This is a genomic window from Cupriavidus sp. CER-90 (assembly GCF_057652055.1).
The window spans coordinates 537,710-562,663 of sequence record NZ_JBYGYM010000002.1 but is presented as its reverse complement, the minus strand read 5'-3'; the positions used below and the strand labels follow the sequence as shown (position 1 = coordinate 562,663).

The following is a 24,954-nucleotide window of genomic DNA, read 5'->3' as shown; positions in this document are numbered from 1 at the left end:
TGGCACGGCAAGCGGCAGGCTGCCCGGTCAGGCCAGGCCCCGCGGCGGTTCCGCGGGCTGACCCTGCCTTGCACCGAGCCGCGACACCAGCAACTGGTCGATCTTGTGATGGTCGATGTCGAGCACTTCGAAGCGGAAGCCCGCCACGCTGATCGACTCCGATTTCTTCGGGATGCGCTTCAGCGAATAGATGACCAGCCCGGCCGCGGTGTCGACGTAGTCCTCGCCGGGCAGCGTATCGAGTTCCAGCGCCTTCTTCAGGTCCACCAGCGGCGTCAGGCCGTCCACCAGCCACGACGTGGCGTCGCGCCGCACGATCTGTTCGTCCTCGGCCGAGTAGAGGATGTCGCCCATCACCGCGCCGACGATATCGTCCAGCGTGACGATACCCACCACCAGCCCGTATTCGTTCATCACCACGGCAAAGCTCTCGTGCATCTCGCGAAAGCGCGTCAGCGACTCGGACAGCGTCAGGGTGTCCGGGATCACCAGCACGTTCTTGTCGTAGTGCTTGCCGATGTCGTCCAGCACCGACGCGTTCTCGTTGGCCAGCAGCAATTGCAGGATGTCCTTGGAATCCATGCAGCCAAGCACGTCGTCGATGGTCTTGCCGCAGACCGGGTACTGCGCGTGCGGCTGCTTGACCAGCTTGCGCCGCACGCTGTCGGCCGATTCGTCGAGCGTCAGGAACACCACGTCGTCGCGCGGGGTCATGATCGCGGTGATCGGTTTGGAGTCCAGTTCGAACACGTTTTCGATCAGGTGCAGCTCGTGCTTGTGCAGCACGCCGGCCTCGGCGCCGGCATCGACCATGGCCGCGATGTCCTCGGTCGTGATCTGGTCCACGGGCTTGGTCGGGATGCCCAGCAGCTTCAGCATCGCGTCGGCGGCCGCGTTGAACACCCACACCACGGGCTTGAACAGCCTCAGCATCGTCAGCATCGGACCGATCACGTGGACCGCGCAGGTCTCGGGGAAGGTCATGGCCACGCGCTTCGGAATCAGGTCGGCAAACTGGATGAACAGCAGCGTCACCACCAGGAACGATCCGATATTGGCCACGCGCTGGGCGATGTCGGGGCTGAGCCAGGGCAGCAGGGCGTCGAAGAGCAGGTCGGAGACGTGTTTCTCGCCCAGGATACCGGCCAGGATCGCCACGCTGTTCACGCCGATCTGCACGACGGTGAAGAAGTTGCCGGGCTCTTCCTTGAGCAGCAATACCTTGGTGGCGCGGCGGTCGCCGCGATCGGAGAGGACTTGGAGCTTGGTACGCCGGGCCGCGGTCAGGGCGATCTCGGAGATCGAGAAGAACGCGCTCACCAGCACCAGCAGGACTAGGGTCAGGACGAACATAGGAAGGTCACGCGCCCGTCGGGGCGGATTGATGATGGTGTACGCCGTGGTGCGCTGTCAATTGTCTGCGCAATGTCTGTCCGGCGTTTGTTCGATGTCATGGCGCCTGCCGGACCGTCGCGTCGAACTGCGCGGCCGGGGCTTCCAGCCTGTGATCCAGCGTGGCATCCAGGGCCTGCGCCGCCGCGGCGAACTGGGCATGCATATCGTCCACCAGGCTCGATGCGCCCCGATGGCTGGCGCGCAGCATCTGGATCTCGAAACCCAGCTCGGGCTGGACATCGTGCAGCGCCACATGGGCCGGATTGGCACTGAGCGCCGTGTACTGGTCCAGCAACGTCAGGCCCAGGCCGGCGTCCACCAGGGCCAGCGCCAGCGAATAGGTTTGCACCTCCAGCGTCGAATGGGGCTCCAGCGCATGGCGGGCCAGTGTCTGACGCACCAGCAGGCCCAGCGAACTGTCGTCGTCATAGCCGATGAACGGACGCTCCAGCACCTTGCGGATCGGCACCACGCCGCGTTTGCCGCCGGCCGGCAGCGGCTGGGCGCGCGGAACGGCCAGCAGCATGCGGCCGGTGGCCACGGGCACGCTCGATATGGCCTCGTGCCGGGGCGGCGAGAACGCGAAACCCACGTCGATCTGGTTGGCCAGCAGCGCCGCCACGATTTCGTTGGTGTGGTGGGTCAGCACCTGCACCTGGGTGTCGGGGTGCCGCGCGCAGAAGCGGCGCACGGCGGGCACCAGCAGCGGGTTGGCCAGGCTGGGCGTGGCGGCCACGCGCAGGCGCCCCGCGCCCTTGTGGCGCAGGCTTTCGGACACGCGCCGCACCCGTTCGATCTCGCCATATAGCCTTTCGACATCGCCATACAGGGCCTGCGCCTCGGGGGTGGGCTGCAGCCGGCCGCGCTGCCGGTCGAACAGCCGGAAGCCCAAGGAGGCCTCGGCATGCTGCAGGACGCGCGTCACCACGGGTTGCGAGACATGGAGCAGGCGCGCGGCCTCGCTGACGGTGCCGGTCAGCATGACGGCGCGAAAAACCTCGATCTGACGCAAACGCATCGTTGTAGTGCCCGAAAATGACCGGTTTGGTGCGAAAAATGGTGCTTTGCACTACGGGTAGACCCGGGTGGCGCTACCTATAGCCTGGAGACATATTCTGGCACGTATTGGCATTGGGCAAGCCGTGCGCAGTGTTCTACGCTCTGCCCCATCGTTGGAAAGGGAAGGCAAGGGCGAAGTCAGATGCGCGTAGCGATCGTGGGTGCCGGGGTGGTGGGCATGACTACCGCGTGGCGGTTGGCCAATGATGGCCATGAGGTGACGGTGGTCGAACGCCACGACGGTCCCGGCGAGGAAACCAGCTTTGCCAACGGTGGCCAGCTCAGCTACAGCTATGTGGCGCCGCTGGCCGGGCCGGGCGTGCTGTCGAAGGTGCCGGGCTGGCTGCTCGACCGCGATTCGCCGATGCGCTTCCGGCCGTCGATGGACCCCGACCAATGGCGCTGGCTGATGGCCTTCGTGCAGGCGTGCAATGCCACGACCAGCGAGGCCACCACGCGCAAGCTGTTGCGGCTGGCCTTTTATTCGCGCGACCTGATGCAGGCGTTCGTGAACCGGCCCGAGGCGCGCGAGGAGGGGGGGGGATTCGATTTTGCGCGGCGCGGCAAGCTGGTGGTGCATCGCGACGCGGCAGCGTACGCGTCGGCATGCCGCTTGCTGGACTACCAGGCCAGCCTGGGCTGCGAGCAGCAGGCGCTGGACCGTGATGCCACCGTGGCGCTGGAGCCGGCGCTGGCGGGCATCCGTGAGGACATCGCCGGGGCCATCTATACGCCGAGCGAAGAAGTGGGCGATTGCCATCTGTTCTGCGTGTCGCTGGCCCATCTGTTGCAAGGCAACCCGGCCGTGACGCTGAAGTTTGGCACGCGGGTGACCGAACTGGTGCGCAGCGGCGACCGGGTGACCGGGCTGCGCACCGATCATGGCGATATCGTCGCCGATGTGGTGATCGTGTCTGGCGGTATCGGCAGCGTGCCGCTGCTGAGGCCGACCGGCATCCGGCCCATGTTGTGGCCGCTCAAGGGCTACAGCATCACGGTGCCGATTGCCGATGGCGCGCGGGCTCCCCACATCAGCGTGACGGACTTCGCCAACAAGATCGTCTACGCGCGCATCGGCAATACGCTGCGCGTGGCAGGCATGGCCGATATCGTGCGCGGCGGCGCGGTCATCGACCGCGAGCGGGCCCAGACGCTGGTCACGCAGACGCGCGCGGTGTTCGGCAACGTGATGAACGGCGCCGACCTCGATGGGCTGCAGCCCTGGGCCGGTTTGCGCCCGGCCACGCCGACCGGCCTGCCGATGATCGGCGAATCGCGCCTGCGCGGCCTGTGGCTGAACCTGGGCCATGGCGCGCTCGGCTTTACGCTGGCCATGGGCAGCGCGGGCCTGCTGGCCGACCGGCTGGCCGGCCGCACGCCGGCCATCGACGCGGAAGATTTCAGTGCAGCGGCGGCCTGAGGCCCTGGGGCCAGGCGGACGCAACACGGGTTGTGCTGGAAGTTGAGCAGTACGTTGGGTAGTGAGATTGCCTCGATCTGAAGTCTATTAAACCAAGCCCCTTGAAGGAGCGAACCATGAAGTCACTGTCTGTCCGTTCGACCCCCATCCACCGCCTGCTGGCTGCCGCCGTGCTGGCCGGTGCCGCCGCCGGCGCCCACGCCGCCGATGGCGATACGCTCAAGAAGATCAAGGACAGCGGTGTGATTTCGCTGGGATATCGTGAATCGTCCATTCCGTTCTCGTATTCGGACGGCAACCAGGTGATGGGCTATTCGCACGACTACCTGCTGGCCATCGTCGACAAGGTGAAGTCGACGCTGAACATGCCGAACCTGCAGGTCAAGATGACCCCGATCACGTCGCAGAACCGCATCCCGCTGGTACAGAACGGCACGATCGATATCGAGTGCGGCAGCACCACCAACAACACCGAGCGCCAGAAGCAGGTGGCCTTCTCGAACAGCCTGTTCATCTACGGCATCCGCATGCTGACCAAGAAGGACTCGGGCGTGACCGATTTCCCGCAGCTCAAGGGCAAGAACGTGGTGACCACGGCTGGCACCACCGGCGAGCGCCTGCTGGTGAAGATGAACGGCGAAGGCATGAACATGAACCTGACCAGCGCCAAGGACCATGGCCAGGCCTTCCTGATCCTGGAATCGGGCCGCGCCGTGGCGTTCGTGATGGACGAACCGCTGCTGTACGGCGAACGCACCAAGGCCAAGAACGCCGCCGACTGGGTCGTGGCCGGTACGCCGCTGCAGACCGAGAACTATGCCTGCATGTTCCGCAAGGACGATCCGTCGTTCAAGAAGCTCGTGGACGGCGTGGTGAGCGATATCCAGAAGAGCGGCCGTGCCGAAAAGCTCTACACCAAGTGGTTCCTGCAGCCGATCCCGCCGCGCAACATCAATATGAACTACGCGCTGTCGCCGGAAATGAAGCAGCTGTTTGCGGAGCCGAACGACAAGGCATTCCAGTAAGTCGCCAGCCAGCCGGTGGCCCGCCGCCCGCGTTCGCATAGGGCGGGTTGCCCGCTGTGCAGAATTGGTTATATAGCCATATCGAATCGTTATTTCGCCATCGATAGTATTTGCGGTACCTTGGAGCCCGTTATAGGCTCATAGAGCCGTCGGATTTCCCTCAAAAGGGGCACCGGCACGCAAACCGCATCCCACTGGAGAACATATGCGAACGATTCGATCGGGTTGGTTCAAGTCCCTGCTGGCTACCGCCCTGGTAGCTGGCGCCACTGGCCTTGCCGCGACGGCTGCACAAGCCGCCGACCTGCTGGACACGGTCAAACAGGCAGGCGTGCTCAAGGTTGGCCTGGAAGGAACCTACCCGCCGTTCGGATATCGCGGCGCCAACAATGAACTGGACGGCTTCGATGTCGAAGTCGCGCGCGCCGTGGCCGGCAAGCTCGGCGTCAAGCCCGAATTCGTGACGACCGAATGGAGCGCGATCATCGCGGGCCTGCAAGCCGGCAAGTTCGACATCATCGTCAACCAGGTCTCGGTCACGCCCCAGCGCAAGCAGGTGCTGGACTTCTCGACGCCGTACGTCTATTCGGCGGCCCAACTGATCCAGCGCAAGGACGACAAGCGCGAGTTTGCATCGCTGGACGCGCTCAAGGGCCACAAGCTCGGCGTGAGCCTGGGCAGCAACTACAACGACCTGGCCAAGTCCGTGCCGGGCATCGACGTCAAGACCTACCCCGGCGCCCCCGAATACCTGCGCGATCTGGCCGCCCAGCGCGTGGACGCTGCGCTCAATGACCGCCTGATGGTCAACTACCTGATCAAGCAGGCCAACCTGCCGCTGCGCCCCGGTGCCGTGCTGCCGGGCGCCAACAGCGAAGTGGCCATCCCGTTCCGCAAGGACAATCCGAAGTTCGCCGCAGCCATCGACAAGGCGCTGGACGACCTCCGCAAGGATGGCACGCTGGCCAAGCTGTCGAACAAGTGGTTCGGCTCGGACGTGACCAAGCCGCTCAAGTAAAGAGCCGCCGCAACAGCCGGAAGTCGTAGACCCACTTGCGGAGCTTCCGGCTCCGGATGCGCTGCCAGTCAACGTGATACGGGTTGATGAGGATGTTGCATTCCTCCGGCGCGATCACCGACGGCACGACCAGGATTGCCGACCGGGCCTCGGCAATCCATTGTTCGCCAAAGTCGTGGCTGGTCTTGCCTGGCGGCACGGCGTCCCAGCCGACCGGGATGGTGTCGGCCGGTGGCTTGCAGGCTTTCTGCCAAAGCTCGTCGGGTATGTCCAGCCGGACCAGATACTTGTTCGCCGGCGGCTTGCCTTTCCGCACATGCGCCAGTGTTTCAAGACAGGCCAGGGCGACCGAGCCGGTGCAGTACAGCACCGACGTCCCGCGCCGGTTCCATCGGCCCCCATGCCGGTATGCACCGTCTCCGCTGATGTCGTCCGCGGGGTGCGACGCCGCTTCCGTGGCAATTCTCCATACGGTGGTCATAGGCACATCCCATAGAAGCCTGCGTGGATTTCGCTCGCCACCTGTTCCTGTCCCTCGATGGTCCGCAGAAACTCGGAAACCGGGCGATAGCCCAGGGAGAACGGTTCCCAGTCGAGATACTCGCCCCACTCGCGCCGGGCCGCCAGCGAGGTATGGTCGTGCGTGCCGTCAAAATAGAAGTGGTTGAGGGTGGCGATGATGCCGAGCATGTGCCCGACCAGTTCGCTCTGCTGCGCGTCGAGGTATTCGTCGTTGCGCGTCTTCCGCATGATCTCCCCCCGGTCGAACCCCAGCGCCCGGATGAGCTTCTTCTTCGATACCCCCATGTCCCGCGCCAGCGCCACCACTTCGCTTGCCTTGATACGCGGCACCGGGACGTCGTCCTGCATGGTGCCTGCCCCGGGCGCGTCGCCGCCGTTTCCTGACAGGTCGTCGACCTGCAGGTACGTTTCCTTCATCTTCATGACCACCTCCGTCTGCATCATTCCCGTAAGACGAAAACCGCCAACCTGTCGCCCGGCGCCGCGTTTCACGTATGATCGCGGCATTCCGGCCCCAGATTGACCGATCCCAGCCTAGCCATGTCCGCCCTCCAGCTCGTCATTGATTCGCTTCCCGTATTGCTGCAGGGCACGCTGCTCACGCTGAAGTTCGCCGTGTTGTCGATGGCTTTCGGCCTGGTAATCGGGATTTTGGTGGCGCTGATGGGGATTGGAAATCAGCGGATTCTCAAAGTGATGGCGCGCGTGTACGTCAGCATCATGCGCGGCACGCCGCTGCTGGTGCAGATCTTCGTCGTCTATTACGGATTGCCGGGCATCGGCATTGCGCTGGAGCCCACGCCCGCCGGCGTGCTGACGCTGAGCCTCAACGTGGGCGCCTATCTGTCGGAAAGCATGCGCGGGGCCATCCTGGGCGTGCCGCGCGGCCAGTGGCTGGCCGCCTACAGCCTGGGCATGACCCCGGTGCAGACGCTGCGCCACGTGGTGGGGCCGCAGGCCTTGCGGCTGGCCGTGCCGAGCCTGTCGAACAGCCTGATCAGCCTGATCAAGGATACGTCGCTGGTGTCGGTGATTACCGTGACGGAACTGCTGCGCACGTCGCAGGAGATCATTGCGGCCACCTACCAGCCGCTGCCGCTGTATCTGGCGGCCGCCGCGATCTACTGGATCCTCAGTACGGCCCTATCGGCGTTCCAGCACGTGCTGGAACGGCGCCTGTCGCTGCCGACGCGTCACTGAGCCTGCATCGCCGGCGATTTTGCCGAGGGGGCCGGCGGCGGCTTGGGCGCCTCGACATTGAGCGGGCGCCCCGTTTCCAGCAGCGTCTTCAGGCCGGCCAGGATCAGCGGCCAGCCGTTGCGCCCGCCCTGCAGGATCTGCTCGTCCACCGGTTCCTGATGCCGTTCGCTGACCGTCAGCCGCACGGCTTGGTCGCCAAGCGCGTCGATCTGCCAGGTGACGACCACCTCGGGCAACTGGCGGAACGCTTCGAGCCATTCCACGCGCCACGTGACCGACAGCCGGTAGGGCGGCTCGGCGGCCAGTACAACGCCCTGCGAATCGACCTTGCCGTCGTCCATGCGCAGCACGAACGGGCTGCCTACCTGCCAGTCGGATTCGACGCGGCGCCCGAAAAAGTACTTCACGCTTAGCACGGGGTCGGTCAGGGCCTGCCAGACCTGTTCCGCCGTCGCGGCGATATAGGTGACGACAACGGTTTGCGGCGTAGACATATGCGGTCTCCTCGTCGACGGGCGGGGCGGCGGCCGTGGGCGTGGCGATGGGGAGTCGGTACGGGATACTGTCGCACCGAATGACGGTGGACGGCAAGGGGCGAGGCGGGGGAGAAAACCCTCTCCCGGCGGGCGGGAGAGGGCGGAGAGGGCGGGCCCGATTACTGCCCGGCGACGCGTTTGGCGATGTGGTCCAGGGCTTCCTCGACCTGGTCGATCAGGATCAGGCACAGGTCGCCCGGCTGCAGGCGTGCCAGCGCCGTGTCGATGGCCAGGAATTCGCCGCGGATTTCCTCGGTATGGCTGGTGCGTTGCGCACCGACCAGGCCTTCGCGCAGCAGCGCCAGCACTTCGCCGTCTTCACGGCCGCGCTGGCATTGGTCCTGATACAGCAGCACGTCGTCGAACACGCCACCCAGGATCTGGGTTTGCTTGCGGATGTCCTCGTCGCGACGGTCGCCCGCGCCGCTGATGACCACCACGCGCTTCTTCGACGGCATGGTCTCCACGGCGTTGCACAGCGCCTGGATGGCATCGGGATTGTGGCCGTAGTCGGCAATCAGCGTGGCGCCCTTGTAGTCGAACACGTTGAAGCGGCCCGGCGCGGTGGCGGCGTCGTTGACGAACGTGGTCAGCGCCCGGCGGATCACGTTCCAGTCGATGCCCAGCGCCCAGGCGGCGGCAATCGACGACATGGCGTTTTCCACCTGGAAGCCGATCGAGCCGTTGCGCGTCAGCGGGATATCGGCCAGCGCAAACCGCACGCTGGTGTCACCCTCGGCGGCCACGATCTCGGCGCCCTCGACAAACACCACGCGCTTGCCCTGGGCGCGGTGCAACGCCATGGTCGGCAGGCCCGCATCATGCGCGAAGAACGTGATCGAACCCGGGCAGGCATCGGCCATGCGCGCCACCATCGGGTCGGCGGCATTCAGCACGGCCATGCCATGCGGCGCGACGTTCTGCACGATCACGCTCTTGAGCACGGCCAGGTCTTCCACGGTGCTGATGTACGACAGCCCCAGGTGGTCGCCTTCGCCCACGTTGGTCACCACGGCCACGTCGCAGCGGTCGAAGGCCAGGCCTTCGCGCAGCAGGCCGCCACGGGCCGTTTCAAACACGGCGGCGTCCACGTCGGGATGCAGCAGCACGTTGCGCGCGCTGCGCGGGCCGCTGCAGTCGCCGGTGTCGATACGCTGGCCCTGGATGTACACGCCGTCGGTGCCGGTCATGCCCATGCGCAGGCCGTTGGAGGCCAGGATATGGGTGATCAGGCGCACGGTGGTCGTCTTGCCGTTGGTGCCCGATACGGCCACCACGGGAATACGGCCATCGTCGCCATCGGCAAACATGGTCGAGATGATGGCTTCGCCGACCGCGCGACCCTTGCCGTACGACGGCTGCAGGTGCATGCGCAGGCCCGGCGCGGCATTCACTTCCACGATGCCGCCGGCCTGTTCCTCGAACGGCTTGAGCATCGTCTCGCACACGGCGTCCACGCCGCAGATATCCAGCCCTACCATCTGGGCGGCGGCCACCGCCCGTGCGGCGATGTCCGGGTGGACGTCGTCGGTCACATCGGTGGCGCTGCCGCCGGTGGACAGGTTGGCGTTGTTGCGCAGGACCACGCGTGCGCCCTTGGCCGGCACCGCATCGGCGCTCAGGCCCTGCTTGGCCAGCGTGGCCAGCGCGATGTCATCGAAGCGGATCTTGGTCAGCGACGTGGCGTGGCCCTCGCCGCGGCGCGGGTCACGGTTCACTTCCTCCACGAGCTGGCGCACCGTATGCGTGCCATCGCCAATGACCTGCGGCGGATCGCGGCGCGCCGCGGCCACCAGATGCTTGCCCACCACCAGCAGACGGAAGTCGTGGCCCGGGATATAGCGTTCGACCAGCACGTCAGACGAAATGTCGGCGGCCACTTCGTAGGCCGTCATCACTTCCTCGCGCGTGCGGATGCGCACCGCCACGCCCTTGCCCTGGTTGCCGTCGCGCGGCTTCACCACCACCGGGCCGTTGATCTCCTGCGCGGCGGCCCAGGCTTCCTCGGCGCTGCGCACCGACCGGCCCAGCGGCACGGGCACGCCTGCCGCATGCAGCAGCGCCTTGGTCAGTTCCTTGTCCTGCGCGATCGATTCGGACACCGCGCTCGTCATGTCGGTCTCGGCGGCCTGGATGCGGCGCTGCTTGCTGCCCCAGCCGAACTGCACCATCGAGCCCTGCGTCAGGCGGCGATACGGAATGCCGCGCGCCACGGCGGCGTAGACGATCGAGCCCGTGCTGGGTCCCAGCCGCACGTCTTCGTCGAGTTCGCGCAGGCGATGCAGCGCGTCGTCCAGGTCGAAGGGCTTGTCGTCGCGCGCGGCCAGGCATAGCTGCTCGGCCAGCTCGAAGGCCAGGCGGCCCACTTCTTCCTCGCTGTACTGCACCACCACCTGGTAGGTGCCCGGTTCCAGCGTCGGCGCGGCGTGGCTGAACGTCACCGGGCAGCCGGCGGCGGCCTGCAGGCCGAGCGCGGCGGCTTCCAGCGCGTGGGCCATCGACGGCGAGCCGGCCTCGTCGTCGGGGCGCATCGGGGGGATGGCCGGAAAGCGGGCGCGCAGCCGATCCTCGAAGCCCGGCAGTTCGGCCAGCAGATGCGATTGGTCCGAGCACGCCACGATGGCTTCGATGGCGGTATGCCGGCACCAGAGATTCGGGCCACGCAGAGCCCGGATACGAGAGACTTCCATAGAATCGTTTGTCCGTTGTTCTTCCGGGCGGGATTACGCGCGGCGTCCGCTGCGGCCCATCCACTGGTGTACCTGCTCGACGGTGCTCTCGGTCGAGGCCTCGTCGCACTGCAGGACCAGCAGGTCGCCGGCCACCAGTTGCGACAACGCGGCTTCCACCGCCTCGCGCCGGCCGGCCTCGTCGATGATCTTCGTCACGCGGCGGCCTTCGTACAGGCCTTTCTTCAGCAGCGCGCGGGCTTCGGCGTCGGGCAGGTCGCGGCGCACGCTGTGGTCTTCGCACAGGAACACGCGGTCGAACGTCTTGCCGATGACCTTGCCTTGCTGCACCAGGTCTTCGTCGCGGCGCTGCACGCCGGCACCGAACACCAGCATGCGGCGCTCGGCCGGAAAGCGGTCCAGCGCGGCGGCCATGGCTTCCAGCGCCGGCGCGTTGTGCGCATCGTCCACGATCACCGTGGCGCCCTGGCGCTCGAACAACGTGAAGCGGCCCGGCACGTCCACCTGGCCCACGTCGAAGGTGACGATGCCGGCGCGGATCAGGTCGTTGGAAATGCCCAGTGCCCAGCCGGTGGCCACGGCGGCCAGCACGTTCTCGATCTGGAAGGCGACCCGGCCGGCGTAGGTCAGCGGAATGGCCGACACGTCGGTCAGCGCGCTTTCGCTGGCACCGGTGGCCATCACCACCTTGCCGTCGCGCACGAACACGGCGCGGCGGCCGGCGGCGCGATGCTCGACGATGGCGGGCAGGTCGGCGGACAGGCCGAAGAAGATCACGTCGCCATCGCACAGTCCGGCCATCTCGACCAGACGCGGATCGGCGGCGTTGAGCACGGCCGCGCCGGTCTTGAGCACCACGTCGATCTGCGTGCGCAGCACGTTGTACATGCGGTCTTCATCCTCGACGTAGTAGTCGCCAAGGTGATCGGGCTGGCCGAAGTTCGTGACCACGCCTACCTGGCAGCGGTCGTACGGCAGGCCCTGCGACAGGATCATGCCGCTGTCGTTCTCGAACACGGCGGCTTCCACCGCGCGGTTCATCAGGATGCGGTGGCCGGCGTCCCAGGTAGCCTTTTCGCCACGGTCGCCCTTTTCCACCTGGCGGCGGTCCAGGAACAGGCCATCGCTGCACGACAGGCCCGTATGCTTGCCCGACAACTGCAGCAGGCGCGCCACGAGCTTGGCCACCACGGTCTTGCCGTTGGTGCCGGTGATGCCCACCACGGGAATGCGGCCGTCGTCGGCCACGCCGTTGCGGGTCGGGAACAGGTGCTCGACGATGGCGGGACCCACGGGGCGCGGTTCGCCGTCGGCGGGCTTGATGTGCATCAGCAGGCCGGGGCCGGCGTTGACCTCGACGATGGCACCGCGCTGCTCGGCGAGCGGGCGCGAGATGTCCTCGGCCACCAGGTCCACGCCGGCGATGTCCAGCCCGACGATGCGCGCGGCCAGCGCGGCATGCGCGGCCACGCTCGGGTGCACGCGGTCGGTCACGTCGAAGGCCACGTTGCCGTTGCGCTGGATCAGCACGGTGCGGCCCTCGGGCGGTACGGCGCTGCCATCGGCATAGCCCTGGCGCTTCAGTTCCAGGCGCGCGGCCGAATCCAGGCGTACGCGGTTCAGCGGATGATCCTCGGTGCTGCCGCGGCGCGGGTCGGAATTGATCTGCGATTCGATCAGTTCGTCGATGGTCTGCTTGCCGTCGCCGACCACGGAGGCGGTCTCGCCCATCGCGCAGGCCACCATGCGGCCGCCCACGATCAGCAGGCGGTGCTCGTTGCCGGGCACGAAGCGTTCGACGATGACGCCGTTGCCTTCCTCGATGGCCACGGCGTAGGCGGTCAGCACTTCGTCGCGCGTCATCAGGTTGGTGAACACGCCGCGGCCATGGTTGCCGTCGTACGGCTTGACCACCACCGGCAGGCCGATGCTTTCGGCGGCGTCCCAGGCGTCTTCGGCGCTATCGGCCATGCGGCCTTCCGGCACGGGCACGCCGCACGATTCCAGCAGCGACTTGGTCAGGTCCTTGTCGCGCGAGATCGATTCGGCGATGGCGCTGGTGCGGTCGGTCTCGGCCGTCCAGATGCGGCGCTGGCGCGCACCGTAGCCAAGCTGCACCAGGTTGCCGTCGGACAGGCGGATCGACGGAATGTCGCGGTCGTCGGCGGCATCGACGATGCAGGCGGTGCTGGGGCCGAGACAGTGTTCGTCGACGAGGTCGCGCAGCGTTTCCACGGCGGCGTCCACGTCGAACGGGCGGTCCTCGATGGCGGCCATGACCAGGTCGCGCGCGGCAAACAGCGCGGCGCGCGTCACCTGCTCGTGCCAGGCCCGCACGATGACCTTGTAGACGCCGCGGACCGGGGTCTCGCGCGCCTTGCCGAAACCGCCGGGCATCCCGGCCAGGTTCTGCAGCTCAAGCGTGACGTGTTCCAGGATATGGCCGGGCCAGGTGCCTTCCTTCAACCGCATCAGGAAGCCGCCGCGCACGCCCGGGCTGCAGCGGTGCTCGATCAGCGTGGGCAGCCACGCCGACAGGCGCTCGTAGAACCCCGGAATCTTGTTGGAGGGAAAATCCTCCAGTTCGCCGATATCGACCCATGCCTCCAGCACTGGCCGATATGTCCACATATTCGGGCCGCGCAGCGACATGACATCGAAAATCTCAATGTCCTTCTTTTTCATTGAATTTGCTTGAGGCAGTGGGCGAGTGCCCGGGAAATGGAAAGCTAATCTTTCGTTAACGTTACTGTAGCCTCAGGGTTGACCCGTCATTACCCTTTGAGACCGGCAACGCATTGTGCAGCGCACCAAGGTGCCCGCGGGTTTGCGTTATGTATACTTGCGGGCAAAATTGCGGGCCGCCAGCCTGGCGAACCGCTTAATTGTTTCAAGTTATGTCCGTATTTGATCTGTTTTTGGGTCTGCGGACGCGCTTTTATCGCTTTTTGCGCCAACAATGACCCAGTCCTCCCCGTCTGCTTCCAACCCCCCCGGCCCGCAAGGTCCCTGGGCCGCCGAACTCGGCGCCGGCCTGCTGCCCGGGGAAATCGTCCTGGCCGGGCTCATGCTGGACCTGGACGCAAGGCTGCATTTTACCCAAGGGTGGCTGGTTGTGACGGATCGTCGTCTGATCTGTCGCGCCCCCGGGGAAACCGCCCTGCGAAGCTGGGACATCACGCCTGATTTGACGCTTGCCCACGGCGACCATGCCGGGGTGGGCACGCTGGAACTGGGCGATGGCCGGGAGCGCCTGGCCACCTGGCGCTACACGCTTGGTTACAATCCTGACGCATTGCGGCTGGCCGACCAGTTCGATGCACGCCGCAATCTGCTGGCCACCGGGCATTCCGCCGAGCCCGATGCCGAGATCTGCCCGACCTGCAAGGCGCCCATCCCGCCGGGAGAAGAGCAGTGCCCGCAATGCAGCCGGGAGCTGGAGACCCCGCCTTCCACCTGGGCGCTGCTGCGCCTGTGGCGTTTTGCCCGGCCCTACCGCTGGGAACTGCTGGGCGGCTTCGCGCTGCTGCTGCTGGGTACGGCCGCCACGCTGGTGCCGCCTTACCTGACCATGCCGCTGATGGACAAGGTGCTGATCCCGTATCAGAACGGTGTGCCGATCGACTACCACCTCGTCAAACTCTATCTGGCCGGCCTGCTGGGCGCCGCGCTGGTGGCCTGGGCGCTGGGCTGGGCCCGTACCTACCTGCTGGCGCGCGTGTCGGAGCGCATCAGCGCCGACCTGCGCACCACCACGTATGAACACCTGCTCAAGCTGTCGCTCGAATACTTCGGCGGCAAGCGCACTGGCGACCTGATGGCCCGCATCGGGTCCGAGAGCGACCGCATCAGCGTGTTCCTGTCGCTGCATCTGCTCGACTTCGCCACCGATGTGCTGATGATCGCCATGACGTCGATCATCCTGATTTCCATCAATCCGTGGCTGGCGCTGGTCACGCTGGTGCCGCTGCCGTTCATCGCGTGGATGATCCACATGGTGCGTGACCGCCTGCGTCACGGCTTCGAGAAAATCGACCGCATCTGGTCCGAAATCACCAACGTGCTGGCCGATACGATTCCGGGCATCCGCGTGGTCAAGGCGTTCGCGCAGGAAAAGCGCGAGGTGGTGCGCTTTCGCGAGGCCAATCGTCACAATCTTGCGATCAATGACCGGGTGAACGCCGTGTGGTCGCTGTTCACGCCAACCGTGACGCTGCTCACCGAAGTGGGCCTGCTGGTGGTCTGGATCTTCGGTATCTGGCAGGTCAGCCACAACGCGATCACCGTCGGCGTGCTGGTGGCGTTCCTGACCTATATCAGCCGGTTCTATACGCGCCTCGATTCGATGAGCCGCATCGTGTCGGTGACCCAGAAAGCCGCCGCCGGCGCCAAGCGGATCTTCGATATCCTCGATCACGTGTCGAGCGTGCCCGAGCCGCAGAAGCCCGTGCGCCTGGAGAATGTGCGAGGCGCCATCGAGATGCGCGACCTCGGCTTCCGCTATGGCAATCGCGCCGTGATCCGCGGCCTGAACCTGACCATCGAGCCGGGCGAGATGATCGGCCTGGTCGGCCACAGCGGATCGGGCAAGAGCACGCTGGTGAACCTGATTTGCCGTTTCTACGATGTCTCGGAAGGCGCGATCCGGGTGGACGGTGTCGATATCCGCTCGCTGCCGGTATCGGATTTTCGCCAGAACATTGGCCTGGTGCTGCAGGAGCCGTTCCTGTTCTTTGGCACGATTGCCGACAACATCGCCTACGGCAAGCCCGAAGCCACGCGCGAGGAGATCATCGCCGCCGCACGCGCCGCGCATGCGCACGAGTTCATCCTGCGGCTGCCGCACGGCTATGACTCGCTCGTCGGCGAGCGCGGCCAGGCGCTGTCCGGCGGCGAGCGGCAACGTATCTCGATTGCCCGCGCGCTGCTGATCGATCCGCGCATCCTGATCATGGACGAGGCCACGTCGTCGGTGGATACGTCCACGGAGAAGGAGATTCAGAAGGCGCTGGACAACCTCGTGCAGGGTCGCACCACGATCGCCATTGCGCACCGGCTCTCCACCTTGCGCAAGGCCGATCGACTCGTGGTGATGGACCGCGGCCAGATCGTCGAAGTGGGCAGCCACGACGAACTGCTGGCGCGCGAGGGGGCGTACTACAGGCTGTATCAGGCGCAGGCGCGCAATGTCGATACCGACCCCGATGACACGAGCGCCGGCAACCGTGCCGAAGTCGCGGAGGCCGTCAGTGCCCAGTAATCCATCAGTTAAAGAAACGGCCATGCAAACGCCCGAATTCCACCTGTCCCGCAACAGCCTCGGCAAGCTCGTGCTGACAACGGCTGACGGCGCCCAGCACGAGGGCGTGGTGCCCGTGCGCGCGTTTCCCATTTCCGCTGCCGACGATGGCGTGGGGATGATGAGCACCGATGGCAAGGAGCTGGCGTGGATTCCGCGGCTGGACAAACTGCCCACGCAGACCCGTGCGTTGATCGAAGCCGAGCTGGCATCGCGCGAGTTCATGCCCGAGATTCAGAAGATTCTGGGTGTATCAACCTACGCCACACCCAGCGTGTGGACCGTACAGACCGATCGCGGCCAGACCGATCTGGTATTGCGCGGCGAAGAGAACATCCGGCGGCTGACGGGGACCACATTGCTGATTTCGGACAGCCACGGCATCCACTACCTGATCCGCGACCAGTTCGCGCTGGACAAGCACAGCCGGAAGATTCTGGATCGCTTCCTCTGATCGCGCCTCCGGTCGCATGCAAAACGGCACGCCTTGGCGTGCCGTTGTTGTTTGCGGGCGGTCAGTGCAGGACGGTGGGCGCGTCGTCGTCTTCCTCGTCGTCCCAGTCCTCGTATTCGAGCGGCGCGTCGGGTGCCATGTCCCAGACCATCGAATGGAAGCGGACCGTGAACCAGTCGCGGAACATGGACAGCGACAGCGCTTCGGGCCAGACCGAATCGTCGAACCACTCGCCCAGCATGAATTCGAAAAACGGACGCCACCGTTTTTCCACCCAGCGCAGCGCGTTCTCGGGCGTGTCGGCCACCTCCGCGGGCAACAGGAAAACGCTCGCATCGTCGCGCACGTCACTGAGCGTCAGCGTGGGGACGGGGTCGGGGTCCACCGCCTGAATCCAGTCAAGAAAGGGTTGCTCGGGCAGGAGCATGACCATGGATCGGCTGACAGTGAAACGGGGGTGGTCGGACATGAGGGCAGGGCGTAGGACAGCGACGGCCTATTGTAGCGTTCATGCCGGCGCCAACCGCATGGATTCGTTTTTGCCGATGGATTGATCGCCGGCATGGCACTGGCCATTTTAGGACGATTCCGATTTCCGAAGTGTTGTGAGGCGCGTCAAATCGCGCAGCCGTTCCCGCCCAAGGCGAGGACGTTGAACCACGTTTTTAGGAAAATCGCGATGTCCCATAAAGCAATCGGTATCACCTGTCTGGCGCTTGCCGCGACCGCTGTGCCGCTTTCCGCGCAAGCACACGGCACGATGGAGCTGCCCGCCAGCCGGGTGCTGACCTGCTACAACGAAGGTGCCGAGCAACCGAAATCGGGAGCCTGCCAGGCGGCGCGCGCGGTCGGCGGTGCGCAGCAGTTCTACGACTGGAACGGCGTGCGCCAGGGCAGCGCCGCCGGCAATCACCGCGCATTCATCGCCGATGGCGAGCTTTGCTCGGGTGGATCGGCAAGCTTCCGCGGGCTGGACCTTGCGCGGCTCGACTGGCCGCAAACCTCGATCGTGCCCACCGCCAGCGGTGATTACACATTCGTCTGGCGAGCTTCCGCGCCGCATGCCTCGCAGTATTTCAAGTACTACATCACCCGCGATGACTGGGACCCCGGCATGCCGCTGCGCTGGGCCGATCTTGAAGAATTTGCGACGGTGCCCGGCGCGCAGGCGGTGCAGGAAAGCGGCAAGTACCGCATGAAAGTGCAACTGCCGGCGGGCAAGAAGGGCAGCCACATCATCTACAGCATCTGGCAGCGCGGCGACAGCCCCGAGGCGTTCTACGCGTGCGCCGACGTCAAGTTCCCCGGAGACGGTCTGGCGGTGCGCGAGATTGGCTGGGAGGATCAAGGTGTGCTGGCGGCCAAGGGCGATCTGGTGGTGGGCACCAAGCTGACGTTCCGGGCCATGGACGCCATGGGGCGCGATGCAGGCAAGCATGTGCTGACGATCACCGCCGCCAATGCCAAGGCGCGCACGTGGGCGTATCAGCTGGCGCAGAAGGTCAACGTCGAGTCCCAGATCTTCCGCATCGGCGAGTTGCAGGCACGCAATGGCGCGTCGAGTATCGTGCCGCTGAGTTCCACCACGGCCAATCGCGTCTACCTGAGCAAGTCGTATCCCGGATACCGCTTCGAGATCGACAAGGAAGCGCCCAGCGCCAGCGGCCGTTCCGGCAGTGGCAGGGGTGGCGCCGCTTCAACGGGCCAGCCGGACGGGAGCACGCTCGATACGTGGCGCGAGGGGCCGGCCTATGAAATCGGTCAGGCCGTCACGTACCAAGGCAAACGCTACGTCTGCCTGCAACGTCATACCGCCTGGCGCGGTGCAGGATGGACCCCTGCCGTGACACCGGCCCTGTGGCGTTTGATCCGCTAAGTGTTGTTTTTTCGCCGGAAACTGTTCGAATCTGTTCCGATCGCTTCAGTTTTCGGCGAAATTGGCCGTCATTGTTGGCATACGGGGTTAGGAGCCGTCTGATGAGTTTTACCTTTCTCCCGCCAGGCGACGCATTCATGCCGACCATGACGGAACGGTTTGCCGAGGCGGAAAAAATCGAAGATCGCGCCGAGCGTTGGACTGCCCAGGCAGCCATCGCGCTGGATACGGGCGACATGTACCTGGTTGGGCTGGTGCTGTTCAAGGCCATCCAGGAATTCGGGGTCGAGGCCTTCGCGGCACACTCGGGCGAGTCGCACGCGCGGCTGCAGCGGCTATGGATGCCGGGCATGATCGGCTCCGTGGATCACGCGAAAAGCCTTTACCTGCACCTGGGCGTCAGCCTGCCCGTGGACCGCTACTACGCCGCCCGACTCGAAAGCATGCCGGTCGATGGGGTGGTGGTGCACTGAACGGAACCGCGAAGCATAAAAAAACGGGCCGCAAGGCCCGTTTTTCATGGCCCCGGACGTGCTGCGTGCCCGGAGCGGTGCGGTGTACTGGTGGAGCCGGCGGGAATCGAACCCGCGTCCGCAAGCCCTCCACAGAGAGTTCTACATACTTAGTTCTGTCATTTGATTTAACCGGCGCATCGCGGACGAACACGCTCTACGACGGCGAGTCACTAGGTTTTCGTCCTCGGGCCCGTGACACTCCCGAAGCTTATCTGACGTAAATGACCTCGCTGGTTCTTGCGAACCCTAGCCCGTCAGCGAGCCAGTGCGAGGACGGCGGCCCTTAGGCTGCCAGTGCGTAACGTTCGTCGTTAGCAGTTATTGCATTCCCATTGATTAACGAGGTGACGGGTCCTCGGTATGCCCTCACTGCTTCGTAACCCACGTCGAAACCAGGTCGGCCCCAATGTGCGCTGTGAAACGCGAAGAAAACGGATTGTACCCGGTTTCGACGCCCATGGCGTGTCTCCGGTTCCGTAGTGCAAGCTGGGGGCTTATCCCAGCAATTCAAGCAGTTCGGCCGGGTGATGGATCAGGTAGTCGGCGCCCCAGGTTTCGGGCGGCTCACCGTCGCCGCAGTAGCCGTAGGCGGCGGAGACCGTCGCCATGCCTGCGGCCTTGCCGGCCTGGATGTCGCGCAGGTCGTCGCCGACATAGAGGCAGCGCGCCGCGGCCACGCCACTCAGTTCGGCGGCGTGCAGCAGCGGGGCAGGGTGAGGCTTGGCGTGGGGCGTGGTATCGCCGCTGACCACGGCCGAGGCGCGCGGTGCCAGGCCGATGGCCCGGACCAGCGGCACCGTGAAGCGCGCGATCTTGTTCGTGACGATGCCCCAGGGCACGCCATCGGCCTCGAGCCTGGCCAGCACTGCATCCATGCCTTCGAACAGCCGGGTATGCACGGCGATGTCGGCCTCGTAGTAATCGAGGAAGGTATCGCGCAGCGCGGGGAATTCGGGGTCTTCCGGACGCTTGCCGAAGGCCGCGCCGATCAGCCCGCGCGCGCCGTGCGAGGCCACGGGCCGAAGCTTTTCGTAGGCGACGGGTGCCATGCCGTGCTCCACGACAAGCCGGTTGGCCGCTGCCGCGAGGTCGGGGGCCGTATCGGCCAGCGTGCCGTCGAGATCAAAGAAAACCGCGTCGAACTTCGCCATCGTCATGCCACCTTCCGGAACGCCATCATGTAGTTGACGTCCGTATCGCGGCTGAGCGAATAGATCTGCGTCAAGGGATTGAACGTCATGCCGCGCATCTCGACCATCTCCAGGCCGACGTTGCGCGCGAAGCGTGCCATCTCGGAGGGCGTGATGAATTTCTGATAGTCGTGCGTGCCGCGCGGCAGCATGTTCAGTACGTACTCCGCGCCGACGATAGCCAGCAGGTAGGCCTTCAGGTTGCGGTTGATCGTCGAGAAAAACACATGTCCGCCCGGCTTGACCAGCGTCATGCAGGCGCGAACGATCGACTGCGGATCGGGCACATGCTCGAGCATTTCCATGCAGGTCACCACGTCGACGCTGGCTGGCATGCGGGCCGCCAGGTCTTCCACGGCGATTTCCTCGTAGGTCACTGCCACGCCCGATTCCAGGCTGTGCAGGTCGGCCACCTTCAGCGCCTTGCTGGACAGGTCGATGCCCCTGACCGTGGCGCCAAGGCGCGCCATGCTTTCCGACAGGATGCCGCCGCCGCAACCCACATCGACGACCTGCTTGCCCGACAGGTGCGCGATACCGTCGATCCAGCCCAGGCGGAGCGGATTCAGATCATGCAATGGCTTGAATTCACTGTTCGGGTCCCACCAGCGGTGGGCCAGCTCGCTGAACTTGTCGATCTCTTTGGGATCGGCATTGCGGCCAGTTTGGGGCGAGGCGTTGAGGGTGGTCGAATGCGACATCGTGGGCGCCGCGCAGGCGGCAGGTCTGATGAGAAGGCTGCGGCAACTTTACCAAAAAAACGGTGCCGCGCCGAATATGGCGGGTCTGACGCGCTGCCGGCGAAAACCGTCGGCCGCAGGGCGAAAAAAAAGCCCAGCGTACGCTGGGCTTTTCTTCATCGGAGAGGATCCGATTAACGTGCGCTGCGGGTGCCGACCACTTCGACTTCCACGCGGCGGTTCGGCTGCTGGCAGGCGATCTGAGCGGTGCGGTTGCCCTTGCACGACTTCGGATCCACCTTCAGCTGACGCTTGCCCTTGCCTTCCGTGTACACGCGGTTGGCTTCGACGCCCTTGCTCACCAGGTAAGCCTTGACCGATTCGGCACGACGGATCGACAGGCGATCGTTGTACTTGTCCGAACCGAACGAGTCGGTGTGGCCAACGGCGATGATGACTTCCAGCGTGATGCCTTGCAGCTTCGAGACCAGGTCGTCCAGCTTGGCCTTGCCTTCGGGCTTCAGAACAGCCTTGTCGAAGTCGAACAGGGTGTCAGCAGCAAAAGTGACCTTCTCGCTGGACACAACCGGCGGAGCGACCGGGGTCGGTGCCGGAGCCGGAGCAGCAGCCGGAGCCAGTGCGCCATCGCACAGGGCATTGGCCGTTGCCGGGGTCCAGGAGCTGTCGCGCCAGCAGAGCTCGTTCGTGCCATTCTTCCACACGTACTCGCTCGTACCGTTGCCCCAGTTATCGTTCACTGCCTTCTTTTCGTAGGGGACGGACTGGGCTTGAGCGGATGCAGCCATTACTGCGGTAGCTGCAACGAGCGCGAGCTTGGCAAATTTTTTCATATTTCTCCTCTCAGGATGAGATCACCGCAGGGTTACTGCGAGCAAATGGACGAAAACAAGTCATACATTCTTCGGAGTATAACATTCTCGATGTGGTGGATGCTCCACTTCGAACAATGTCTGGCTCTTCGCTGGGGAATTGTGCCACAAGGCTCGTTTCCTAAGAAGTAAATATATTCGATTCAACCACGTGGTTTTAGGCCTGTGGTGTTTGTGCAACATCGGTCTTGCGGCGCCTGCAAACCCTTGTCCTGTATGGGTTGCAGGGCATCGGGGTGGGGCGCGTGGTGCGCCGGCGGGGGCCGTGGAGGGGTGGTTCCGGCGGGGGCGGGAAGGGGTTCCGCGCGTGATAGAATGCCATGTTCGCCCGTCGCCGGCATGGTCACTTCATGCCGTCAGATTCACGGGCTTCATTTGCTTAAACCCGCCGCATAAACCACGCCGCAATGGATCAATTCGCCAAAGAAACCCTTCCGGTCTCGCTGGAAGAGGAAATGCGCCGCTCTTACCTCGATTACGCAATGAGCGTTATCGTGGGGCGCGCGCTTCCCGACGTCCGGGACGGCCTGAAGCCGGTACACCGGCGCGTGCTCTTTGCGATGCATGAGCTGAATAACGACTGGAACCGGGCCTACAAGAAATCGGCGCGTATCGTCGGTGATGTGATTGGTAAGTATCACCCGCACGGTGATACTGCCGTCTACGACACGATCGTCCGCATGGCGCAGAATTTCTCGCTGCGCTATATGCTGGTCGACGGCCAGGGTAACTTCGGTTCGGTGGATGGAGATAACGCTGCGGCGATGCGTTATACCGAAATCCGCCTGGCGAAGATCGCCCATGAAATGCTCCACGATATCGACAAGGAAACTGTCGATTTCGAACCGAACTATGACGGTTCGGAGAAAGAGCCCGGTATTTTGCCGGCGCGAATCCCGAATTTGCTGATCAATGGTTCGTCGGGTATTGCCGTGGGTATGGCCACCAATATCCCGCCGCATAACCTCAATGAGGTTGTCGACGCCTGTCTGCATCTGCTCCGTAATCCCGATACCACGGTCGACGAACTGATCGAACTGGTACCGGCGCCTGATTTTCCGACGGCCGGCATTATTTATGGCATCCAGGGCGTACGCGAGGGTTACCGTACCGGCCGGGGCCGCGTGGTCATGCGCGCGCGCACGCACTTTGAGGATATCGACCGTGGCGCGCGCCAGGCGATCATCGTCGATGAACTGCCGTACCAGGTGAACAAGCGGACCCTGCTCGAGCGCATTGCCGAGCTGGTGACCGAGAAGAAGATCGAGGGCATCTCCGACATCCGCGACGAGTCTGACAAGTCAGGCATGCGCGTGGTGATCGAGCTCAAGCGCAACGAAGTGCCCGAGGTTGTGCTGAACAACCTATATAAGAACACCCAGCTGCAGGACACGTTCGGCATGAACATGGTGGCGCTGGTCGATGGCCAGCCGCGCCTGCTGAACCTGAAGCAGATGCTGGATGCCTTCCTGTCGCATCGCCGCGAAGTGGTGACGCGCCGCACGGTGTTCGAGCTGCGCAAGGCGCGCGAGCGCGGGCACGTGCTGGAAGGCCTGGCCGTGGCGCTGGCGAACATCGACGAGTTCATCGCGATCATCAAGGCTGCGCCGACGCCGCCGCTGGCCAAGCAGGAGCTGATGGCCAAGGCCTGGGATTCGGGCCTGGTGCGCGAAATGCTGTCGCGTGCCGAGAGCGACACGGCAGGCGGCCGCGCCTCGTATCGCCCGGATGGCCTGCCGGCCGTGTTCGGCATGCAGCCCGATGGCCTGTATCGCCTGTCCGACGGCCAGGCGCAGGAAATCCTGCAAATGCGCCTGCAACGCCTCACGGGCCTGGAGCAGGACAAGATCGTCCAGGAATACCGCGAAGTGATGGGCCTGATTGCCGACCTGCTCGACATCCTGGCCCGCCCGGAGCGCATCACCACGATCATCACCGAGGAACTGGGCGCCATCCGCGCCGAGTTTGGCGACGAGCGCCGCTCGCAGATCGAGCACAACGCGACCGAACTCGACACGGAAGACCTGATCACCCCGCAGGACATGGTGGTCACGCTGTCGCACTCGGGCTACATGAAGAGCCAGCCGATTTCCGAATATCGCGCGCAGAAGCGTGGTGGCCGCGGCAAGCTGGCCACGGCGACCAAGGAAGACGACTGGATCGACACGCTGTTCGTGGCCAACACGCACGACTACATCCTCTGCTTCTCGAATCGCGGCCGTCTATACTGGCTCAAGGTCTACGAAGTGCCGCAAGGGTCGCGTAACTCGCGTGGCCGTCCGATCGTGAACATGTTCCCGCTGGCCGACGGCGAGAAGATCAACGTGATCCTGCCGGTGCGCCAGTTCGACGCCGAGCACTTCATCTTCATGGCCACCGCTCGCGGCACGGTCAAGAAGACGGTGCTGACCGATTTCTCGAACCCGCGCAAGGCCGGCATCATTGCGGTCGACCTCGACGAGGGCGACTTCCTGATCGGCGCCGCCATCACCGATGGCCAGCACGACGTGATGCTGTTCTCCGATGCCGGCAAGGCGGTGCGTTTCGACGAGAACGACGTGCGTCCGATGGGCCGTCAGGCGCGTGGCGTGCGTGGCATGAACCTCGACGAGGGCCAGTCCGTGATCGCCATGCTGGTGGCCCCGGCGGAAACGCCCGAGGGCGAGGGCGCGGCGGCCGACGGCGTTTCGATCGGCGCGGTGGGCAGCGTGCTGACCGCCACCGAGAACGGCTACGGCAAGCGCACGCCGATCTCCGAGTACACTCGACACGGCCGTGGCACCAAGGGCATGATTGCGATCCAGACGAGCGAGCGCAATGGCCGGGTGGTGGCCGCGGCGCTGGTTTCGCCCGAAGACGAGATCATGCTGATCACCACGGGTGGCGTGCTTATCCGCACCCGCGTGGCCGAGATTCGCGAGATGGGTCGGGCCACGCAGGGCGTGACGCTGATCAACGTGGACGAGGGGACGAAGCTGTCCGGCCTGCAGCGAATCGTCGAGTCAGATGCTGATAACAGCAGCAACGGCGAAGACGAAGACGTGGCGGATCATGCCAGCGGTGCGACCAATGCGGATGGCGATACCGGAGCGGGCGCCGCCGACGCGGACGCGAATTCGTAATTTGTTGCAACAACGGGACGACGGCCGGAACTCGCCAGACGGCCGTTCGGACTAATCCGGACG

Annotated in this window: 20 protein-coding genes and 1 other RNA gene; 9 read left to right on the top strand and 12 right to left on the bottom strand. The window is 64.9% G+C overall.

The window, feature by feature from the left end; translation table 11 throughout:
* Positions 1-27 precede the first annotated feature (27 nt).
* Positions 28-1,353 carry a polyamine export protein PaeA gene (paeA, locus tag AC24R4_RS13145; RefSeq protein WP_400397063.1) on the bottom strand — a complete coding sequence of 442 codons (1,326 nt, stop codon included), beginning with the start codon at positions 1,351-1,353 and terminating at the stop codon, positions 28-30.
* 97 nt (positions 1,354-1,450) lie between these two features.
* Complete coding sequence (locus tag AC24R4_RS13140) at positions 1,451-2,413, bottom strand: LysR family transcriptional regulator (RefSeq protein WP_487523214.1); 963 nt, start codon at positions 2,411-2,413, stop codon at positions 1,451-1,453.
* Positions 2,414-2,596: 183 nt separating this feature from the next.
* On the opposite strand from AC24R4_RS13140, the gene AC24R4_RS13135 reads away from it, so the two are divergent.
* The 3 genes from AC24R4_RS13135 (at position 2,597) to AC24R4_RS13125 (ending at position 5,917) form a co-directional block, all read left to right on the top strand.
* Positions 2,597-3,874 (top strand): D-amino acid dehydrogenase, encoded by a 1,278-nt coding sequence (locus tag AC24R4_RS13135; RefSeq protein WP_400395433.1) that lies wholly within the window; start codon positions 2,597-2,599, stop codon positions 3,872-3,874.
* 116 nt (positions 3,875-3,990) lie between these two features.
* Complete coding sequence (locus AC24R4_RS13130; RefSeq protein ID WP_153946775.1) at positions 3,991-4,899, top strand: glutamate/aspartate ABC transporter substrate-binding protein; 909 nt, start codon at positions 3,991-3,993, stop codon at positions 4,897-4,899.
* A gap of 205 nt (positions 4,900-5,104) precedes the next feature.
* Positions 5,105-5,917, top strand: a complete 813-nt coding sequence (locus AC24R4_RS13125) for a transporter substrate-binding domain-containing protein (protein ID WP_092594904.1) — start codon at positions 5,105-5,107, stop codon at positions 5,915-5,917.
* Here AC24R4_RS13125 and AC24R4_RS13120 read toward each other — a convergent pair.
* Positions 5,910-6,398: an RES family NAD+ phosphorylase gene (locus AC24R4_RS13120; RefSeq protein ID WP_487523213.1), complete on the bottom strand. Its 489-nt coding sequence runs from the start codon at positions 6,396-6,398 to the stop codon at positions 5,910-5,912. The genes AC24R4_RS13125 and AC24R4_RS13120 overlap by 8 nt on opposite strands.
* Positions 6,395-6,862, bottom strand: a complete 468-nt coding sequence (locus AC24R4_RS13115; protein ID WP_487523212.1) for a hypothetical protein — start codon at positions 6,860-6,862, stop codon at positions 6,395-6,397. Before AC24R4_RS13115 ends, AC24R4_RS13120 begins: the two co-directional genes overlap by 4 nt.
* A 117-nt stretch (positions 6,863-6,979) precedes the next feature.
* On the opposite strand from AC24R4_RS13115, the gene AC24R4_RS13110 reads away from it, so the two are divergent.
* Positions 6,980-7,639, top strand: coding sequence for an amino acid ABC transporter permease (locus AC24R4_RS13110; RefSeq protein ID WP_092594902.1), 660 nt, complete (start codon positions 6,980-6,982; stop codon positions 7,637-7,639).
* Here the strand turns inward: AC24R4_RS13110 and AC24R4_RS13105 are convergent.
* The 3 genes from AC24R4_RS13105 to cphA (AC24R4_RS13095) form a co-directional block, all read right to left on the bottom strand.
* The gene (locus AC24R4_RS13105; RefSeq protein ID WP_400393487.1) at positions 7,633-8,133 is read right to left on the bottom strand and encodes an SRPBCC family protein; all 501 of its coding nucleotides are present in this window, start codon (positions 8,131-8,133) and stop codon (positions 7,633-7,635) included. The genes AC24R4_RS13110 and AC24R4_RS13105 overlap by 7 nt on opposite strands.
* Positions 8,134-8,294: 161 nt before the next feature.
* Positions 8,295-10,865, bottom strand: coding sequence for a cyanophycin synthetase (gene cphA, locus AC24R4_RS13100; protein ID WP_400393485.1), 2,571 nt, complete (start codon positions 10,863-10,865; stop codon positions 8,295-8,297).
* Between the two features lie 33 nt (positions 10,866-10,898).
* On the bottom strand, positions 10,899-13,550 hold the full coding sequence (gene cphA / locus AC24R4_RS13095) for a cyanophycin synthetase (RefSeq protein WP_400393483.1): 2,652 nt from the start codon (positions 13,548-13,550) through the stop codon (positions 10,899-10,901).
* 274 nt (positions 13,551-13,824) lie between these two features.
* Here cphA (AC24R4_RS13095) and AC24R4_RS13090 point away from each other — a divergent pair, with 274 nt between their 5' ends.
* Together AC24R4_RS13090 and AC24R4_RS13085 are read left to right on the top strand one after the other, a co-directional pair.
* Positions 13,825-16,125 carry a cyanophycin metabolism-associated ABC transporter gene (locus AC24R4_RS13090; protein WP_400393481.1) on the top strand — a complete coding sequence of 767 codons (2,301 nt, stop codon included), beginning with the start codon at positions 13,825-13,827 and terminating at the stop codon, positions 16,123-16,125.
* A gap of 22 nt (positions 16,126-16,147) precedes the next feature.
* On the top strand, positions 16,148-16,618 hold the full coding sequence (locus AC24R4_RS13085) for a cyanophycin metabolism-associated DUF1854 family protein (protein WP_400393479.1): 471 nt from the start codon (positions 16,148-16,150) through the stop codon (positions 16,616-16,618).
* 61 nt (positions 16,619-16,679) lie between these two features.
* On the opposite strand, the gene AC24R4_RS13080 is transcribed toward AC24R4_RS13085, so the two are convergent.
* On the bottom strand, positions 16,680-17,087 hold the full coding sequence (locus AC24R4_RS13080) for a hypothetical protein (RefSeq protein WP_400393477.1): 408 nt from the start codon (positions 17,085-17,087) through the stop codon (positions 16,680-16,682).
* Positions 17,088-17,180: 93 nt separating this feature from the next.
* Between AC24R4_RS13080 and AC24R4_RS13075 the strand changes: the two genes are divergently transcribed.
* Together AC24R4_RS13075 and AC24R4_RS13070 are read left to right on the top strand one after the other, a co-directional pair.
* Positions 17,181-18,494: a lytic polysaccharide monooxygenase gene (locus tag AC24R4_RS13075; protein WP_487523211.1), complete on the top strand. Its 1,314-nt coding sequence runs from the start codon at positions 17,181-17,183 to the stop codon at positions 18,492-18,494.
* A 137-nt stretch (positions 18,495-18,631) separates the two neighbouring features.
* Complete coding sequence (locus tag AC24R4_RS13070; protein WP_400391675.1) at positions 18,632-18,967, top strand: hypothetical protein; 336 nt, start codon at positions 18,632-18,634, stop codon at positions 18,965-18,967.
* An 88-nt stretch (positions 18,968-19,055) separates the two neighbouring features.
* Here the strand turns inward: AC24R4_RS13070 and ssrA are convergent.
* The 4 genes from ssrA to ompA all read right to left on the bottom strand — a co-directional run bounded on the left by ssrA (position 19,056) and on the right by ompA (position 21,730).
* Positions 19,056-19,414, bottom strand: a transfer-messenger RNA (tmRNA) gene (gene ssrA / locus AC24R4_RS13065).
* Positions 19,415-19,503: 89 nt separating this feature from the next.
* Positions 19,504-20,160 carry a phosphoglycolate phosphatase gene (gene gph, locus AC24R4_RS13060; RefSeq protein ID WP_400391719.1) on the bottom strand — a complete coding sequence of 219 codons (657 nt, stop codon included), beginning with the start codon at positions 20,158-20,160 and terminating at the stop codon, positions 19,504-19,506.
* 2 nt (positions 20,161-20,162) lie between these two features.
* Entirely contained in the window at positions 20,163-20,900 is a 738-nt protein-coding gene (ubiG, locus tag AC24R4_RS13055; protein ID WP_400391678.1) for a bifunctional 2-polyprenyl-6-hydroxyphenol methylase/3-demethylubiquinol 3-O-methyltransferase UbiG, read from the bottom strand.
* A gap of 173 nt (positions 20,901-21,073) precedes the next feature.
* A complete protein-coding gene (gene ompA, locus AC24R4_RS13050) occupies positions 21,074-21,730 on the bottom strand; it encodes an outer membrane protein OmpA (RefSeq protein ID WP_066739225.1) in 657 nt (218 codons plus the stop codon).
* A 446-nt stretch (positions 21,731-22,176) separates the two neighbouring features.
* On the opposite strand from ompA, the gene gyrA reads away from it, so the two are divergent.
* On the top strand, positions 22,177-24,891 hold the full coding sequence (gene gyrA / locus AC24R4_RS13045) for a DNA gyrase subunit A (protein WP_400391681.1): 2,715 nt from the start codon (positions 22,177-22,179) through the stop codon (positions 24,889-24,891).
* The last annotated feature ends 63 nt before the right edge of the window (positions 24,892-24,954 follow it).

Bases quoted from the DNA above. Each gene is read 5' to 3' on its own strand.
- paeA (WP_400397063.1), bottom strand. From the start codon at position 1,353: ATGTTCGTCCTGACCCTAGTCCTGCTGGTGCTGGTGAGCGCGTTCTTC.
- AC24R4_RS13140 (WP_487523214.1), bottom strand. From the start codon at position 2,413: ATGCGTTTGCGTCAGATCGAGGTTTTTCGCGCCGTCATGCTGACCGGC.
- AC24R4_RS13135 (WP_400395433.1), top strand. From the start codon at position 2,597: ATGCGCGTAGCGATCGTGGGTGCCGGGGTGGTGGGCATGACTACCGCG.
- AC24R4_RS13130 (WP_153946775.1), top strand. From the start codon at position 3,991: ATGAAGTCACTGTCTGTCCGTTCGACCCCCATCCACCGCCTGCTGGCT.
- AC24R4_RS13125 (WP_092594904.1), top strand. From the start codon at position 5,105: ATGCGAACGATTCGATCGGGTTGGTTCAAGTCCCTGCTGGCTACCGCC.
- AC24R4_RS13120 (WP_487523213.1), bottom strand. From the start codon at position 6,398: ATGACCACCGTATGGAGAATTGCCACGGAAGCGGCGTCGCACCCCGCG.
- AC24R4_RS13115 (WP_487523212.1), bottom strand. From the start codon at position 6,862: ATGAAGATGAAGGAAACGTACCTGCAGGTCGACGACCTGTCAGGAAAC.
- AC24R4_RS13110 (WP_092594902.1), top strand. From the start codon at position 6,980: ATGTCCGCCCTCCAGCTCGTCATTGATTCGCTTCCCGTATTGCTGCAG.
- AC24R4_RS13105 (WP_400393487.1), bottom strand. From the start codon at position 8,133: ATGTCTACGCCGCAAACCGTTGTCGTCACCTATATCGCCGCGACGGCG.
- cphA (WP_400393485.1), bottom strand. From the start codon at position 10,865: ATGGAAGTCTCTCGTATCCGGGCTCTGCGTGGCCCGAATCTCTGGTGC.
- cphA (WP_400393483.1), bottom strand. From the start codon at position 13,550: ATGAAAAAGAAGGACATTGAGATTTTCGATGTCATGTCGCTGCGCGGC.
- AC24R4_RS13090 (WP_400393481.1), top strand. From the start codon at position 13,825: ATGACCCAGTCCTCCCCGTCTGCTTCCAACCCCCCCGGCCCGCAAGGT.
- AC24R4_RS13085 (WP_400393479.1), top strand. From the start codon at position 16,148: ATGCAAACGCCCGAATTCCACCTGTCCCGCAACAGCCTCGGCAAGCTC.
- AC24R4_RS13080 (WP_400393477.1), bottom strand. From the start codon at position 17,087: ATGTCCGACCACCCCCGTTTCACTGTCAGCCGATCCATGGTCATGCTC.
- AC24R4_RS13075 (WP_487523211.1), top strand. From the start codon at position 17,181: ATGGCACTGGCCATTTTAGGACGATTCCGATTTCCGAAGTGTTGTGAG.
- AC24R4_RS13070 (WP_400391675.1), top strand. From the start codon at position 18,632: ATGCCGACCATGACGGAACGGTTTGCCGAGGCGGAAAAAATCGAAGAT.
- gph (WP_400391719.1), bottom strand. From the start codon at position 20,160: ATGGCGAAGTTCGACGCGGTTTTCTTTGATCTCGACGGCACGCTGGCC.
- ubiG (WP_400391678.1), bottom strand. From the start codon at position 20,900: ATGTCGCATTCGACCACCCTCAACGCCTCGCCCCAAACTGGCCGCAAT.
- ompA (WP_066739225.1), bottom strand. From the start codon at position 21,730: ATGAAAAAATTTGCCAAGCTCGCGCTCGTTGCAGCTACCGCAGTAATG.
- gyrA (WP_400391681.1), top strand. From the start codon at position 22,177: ATGGATCAATTCGCCAAAGAAACCCTTCCGGTCTCGCTGGAAGAGGAA.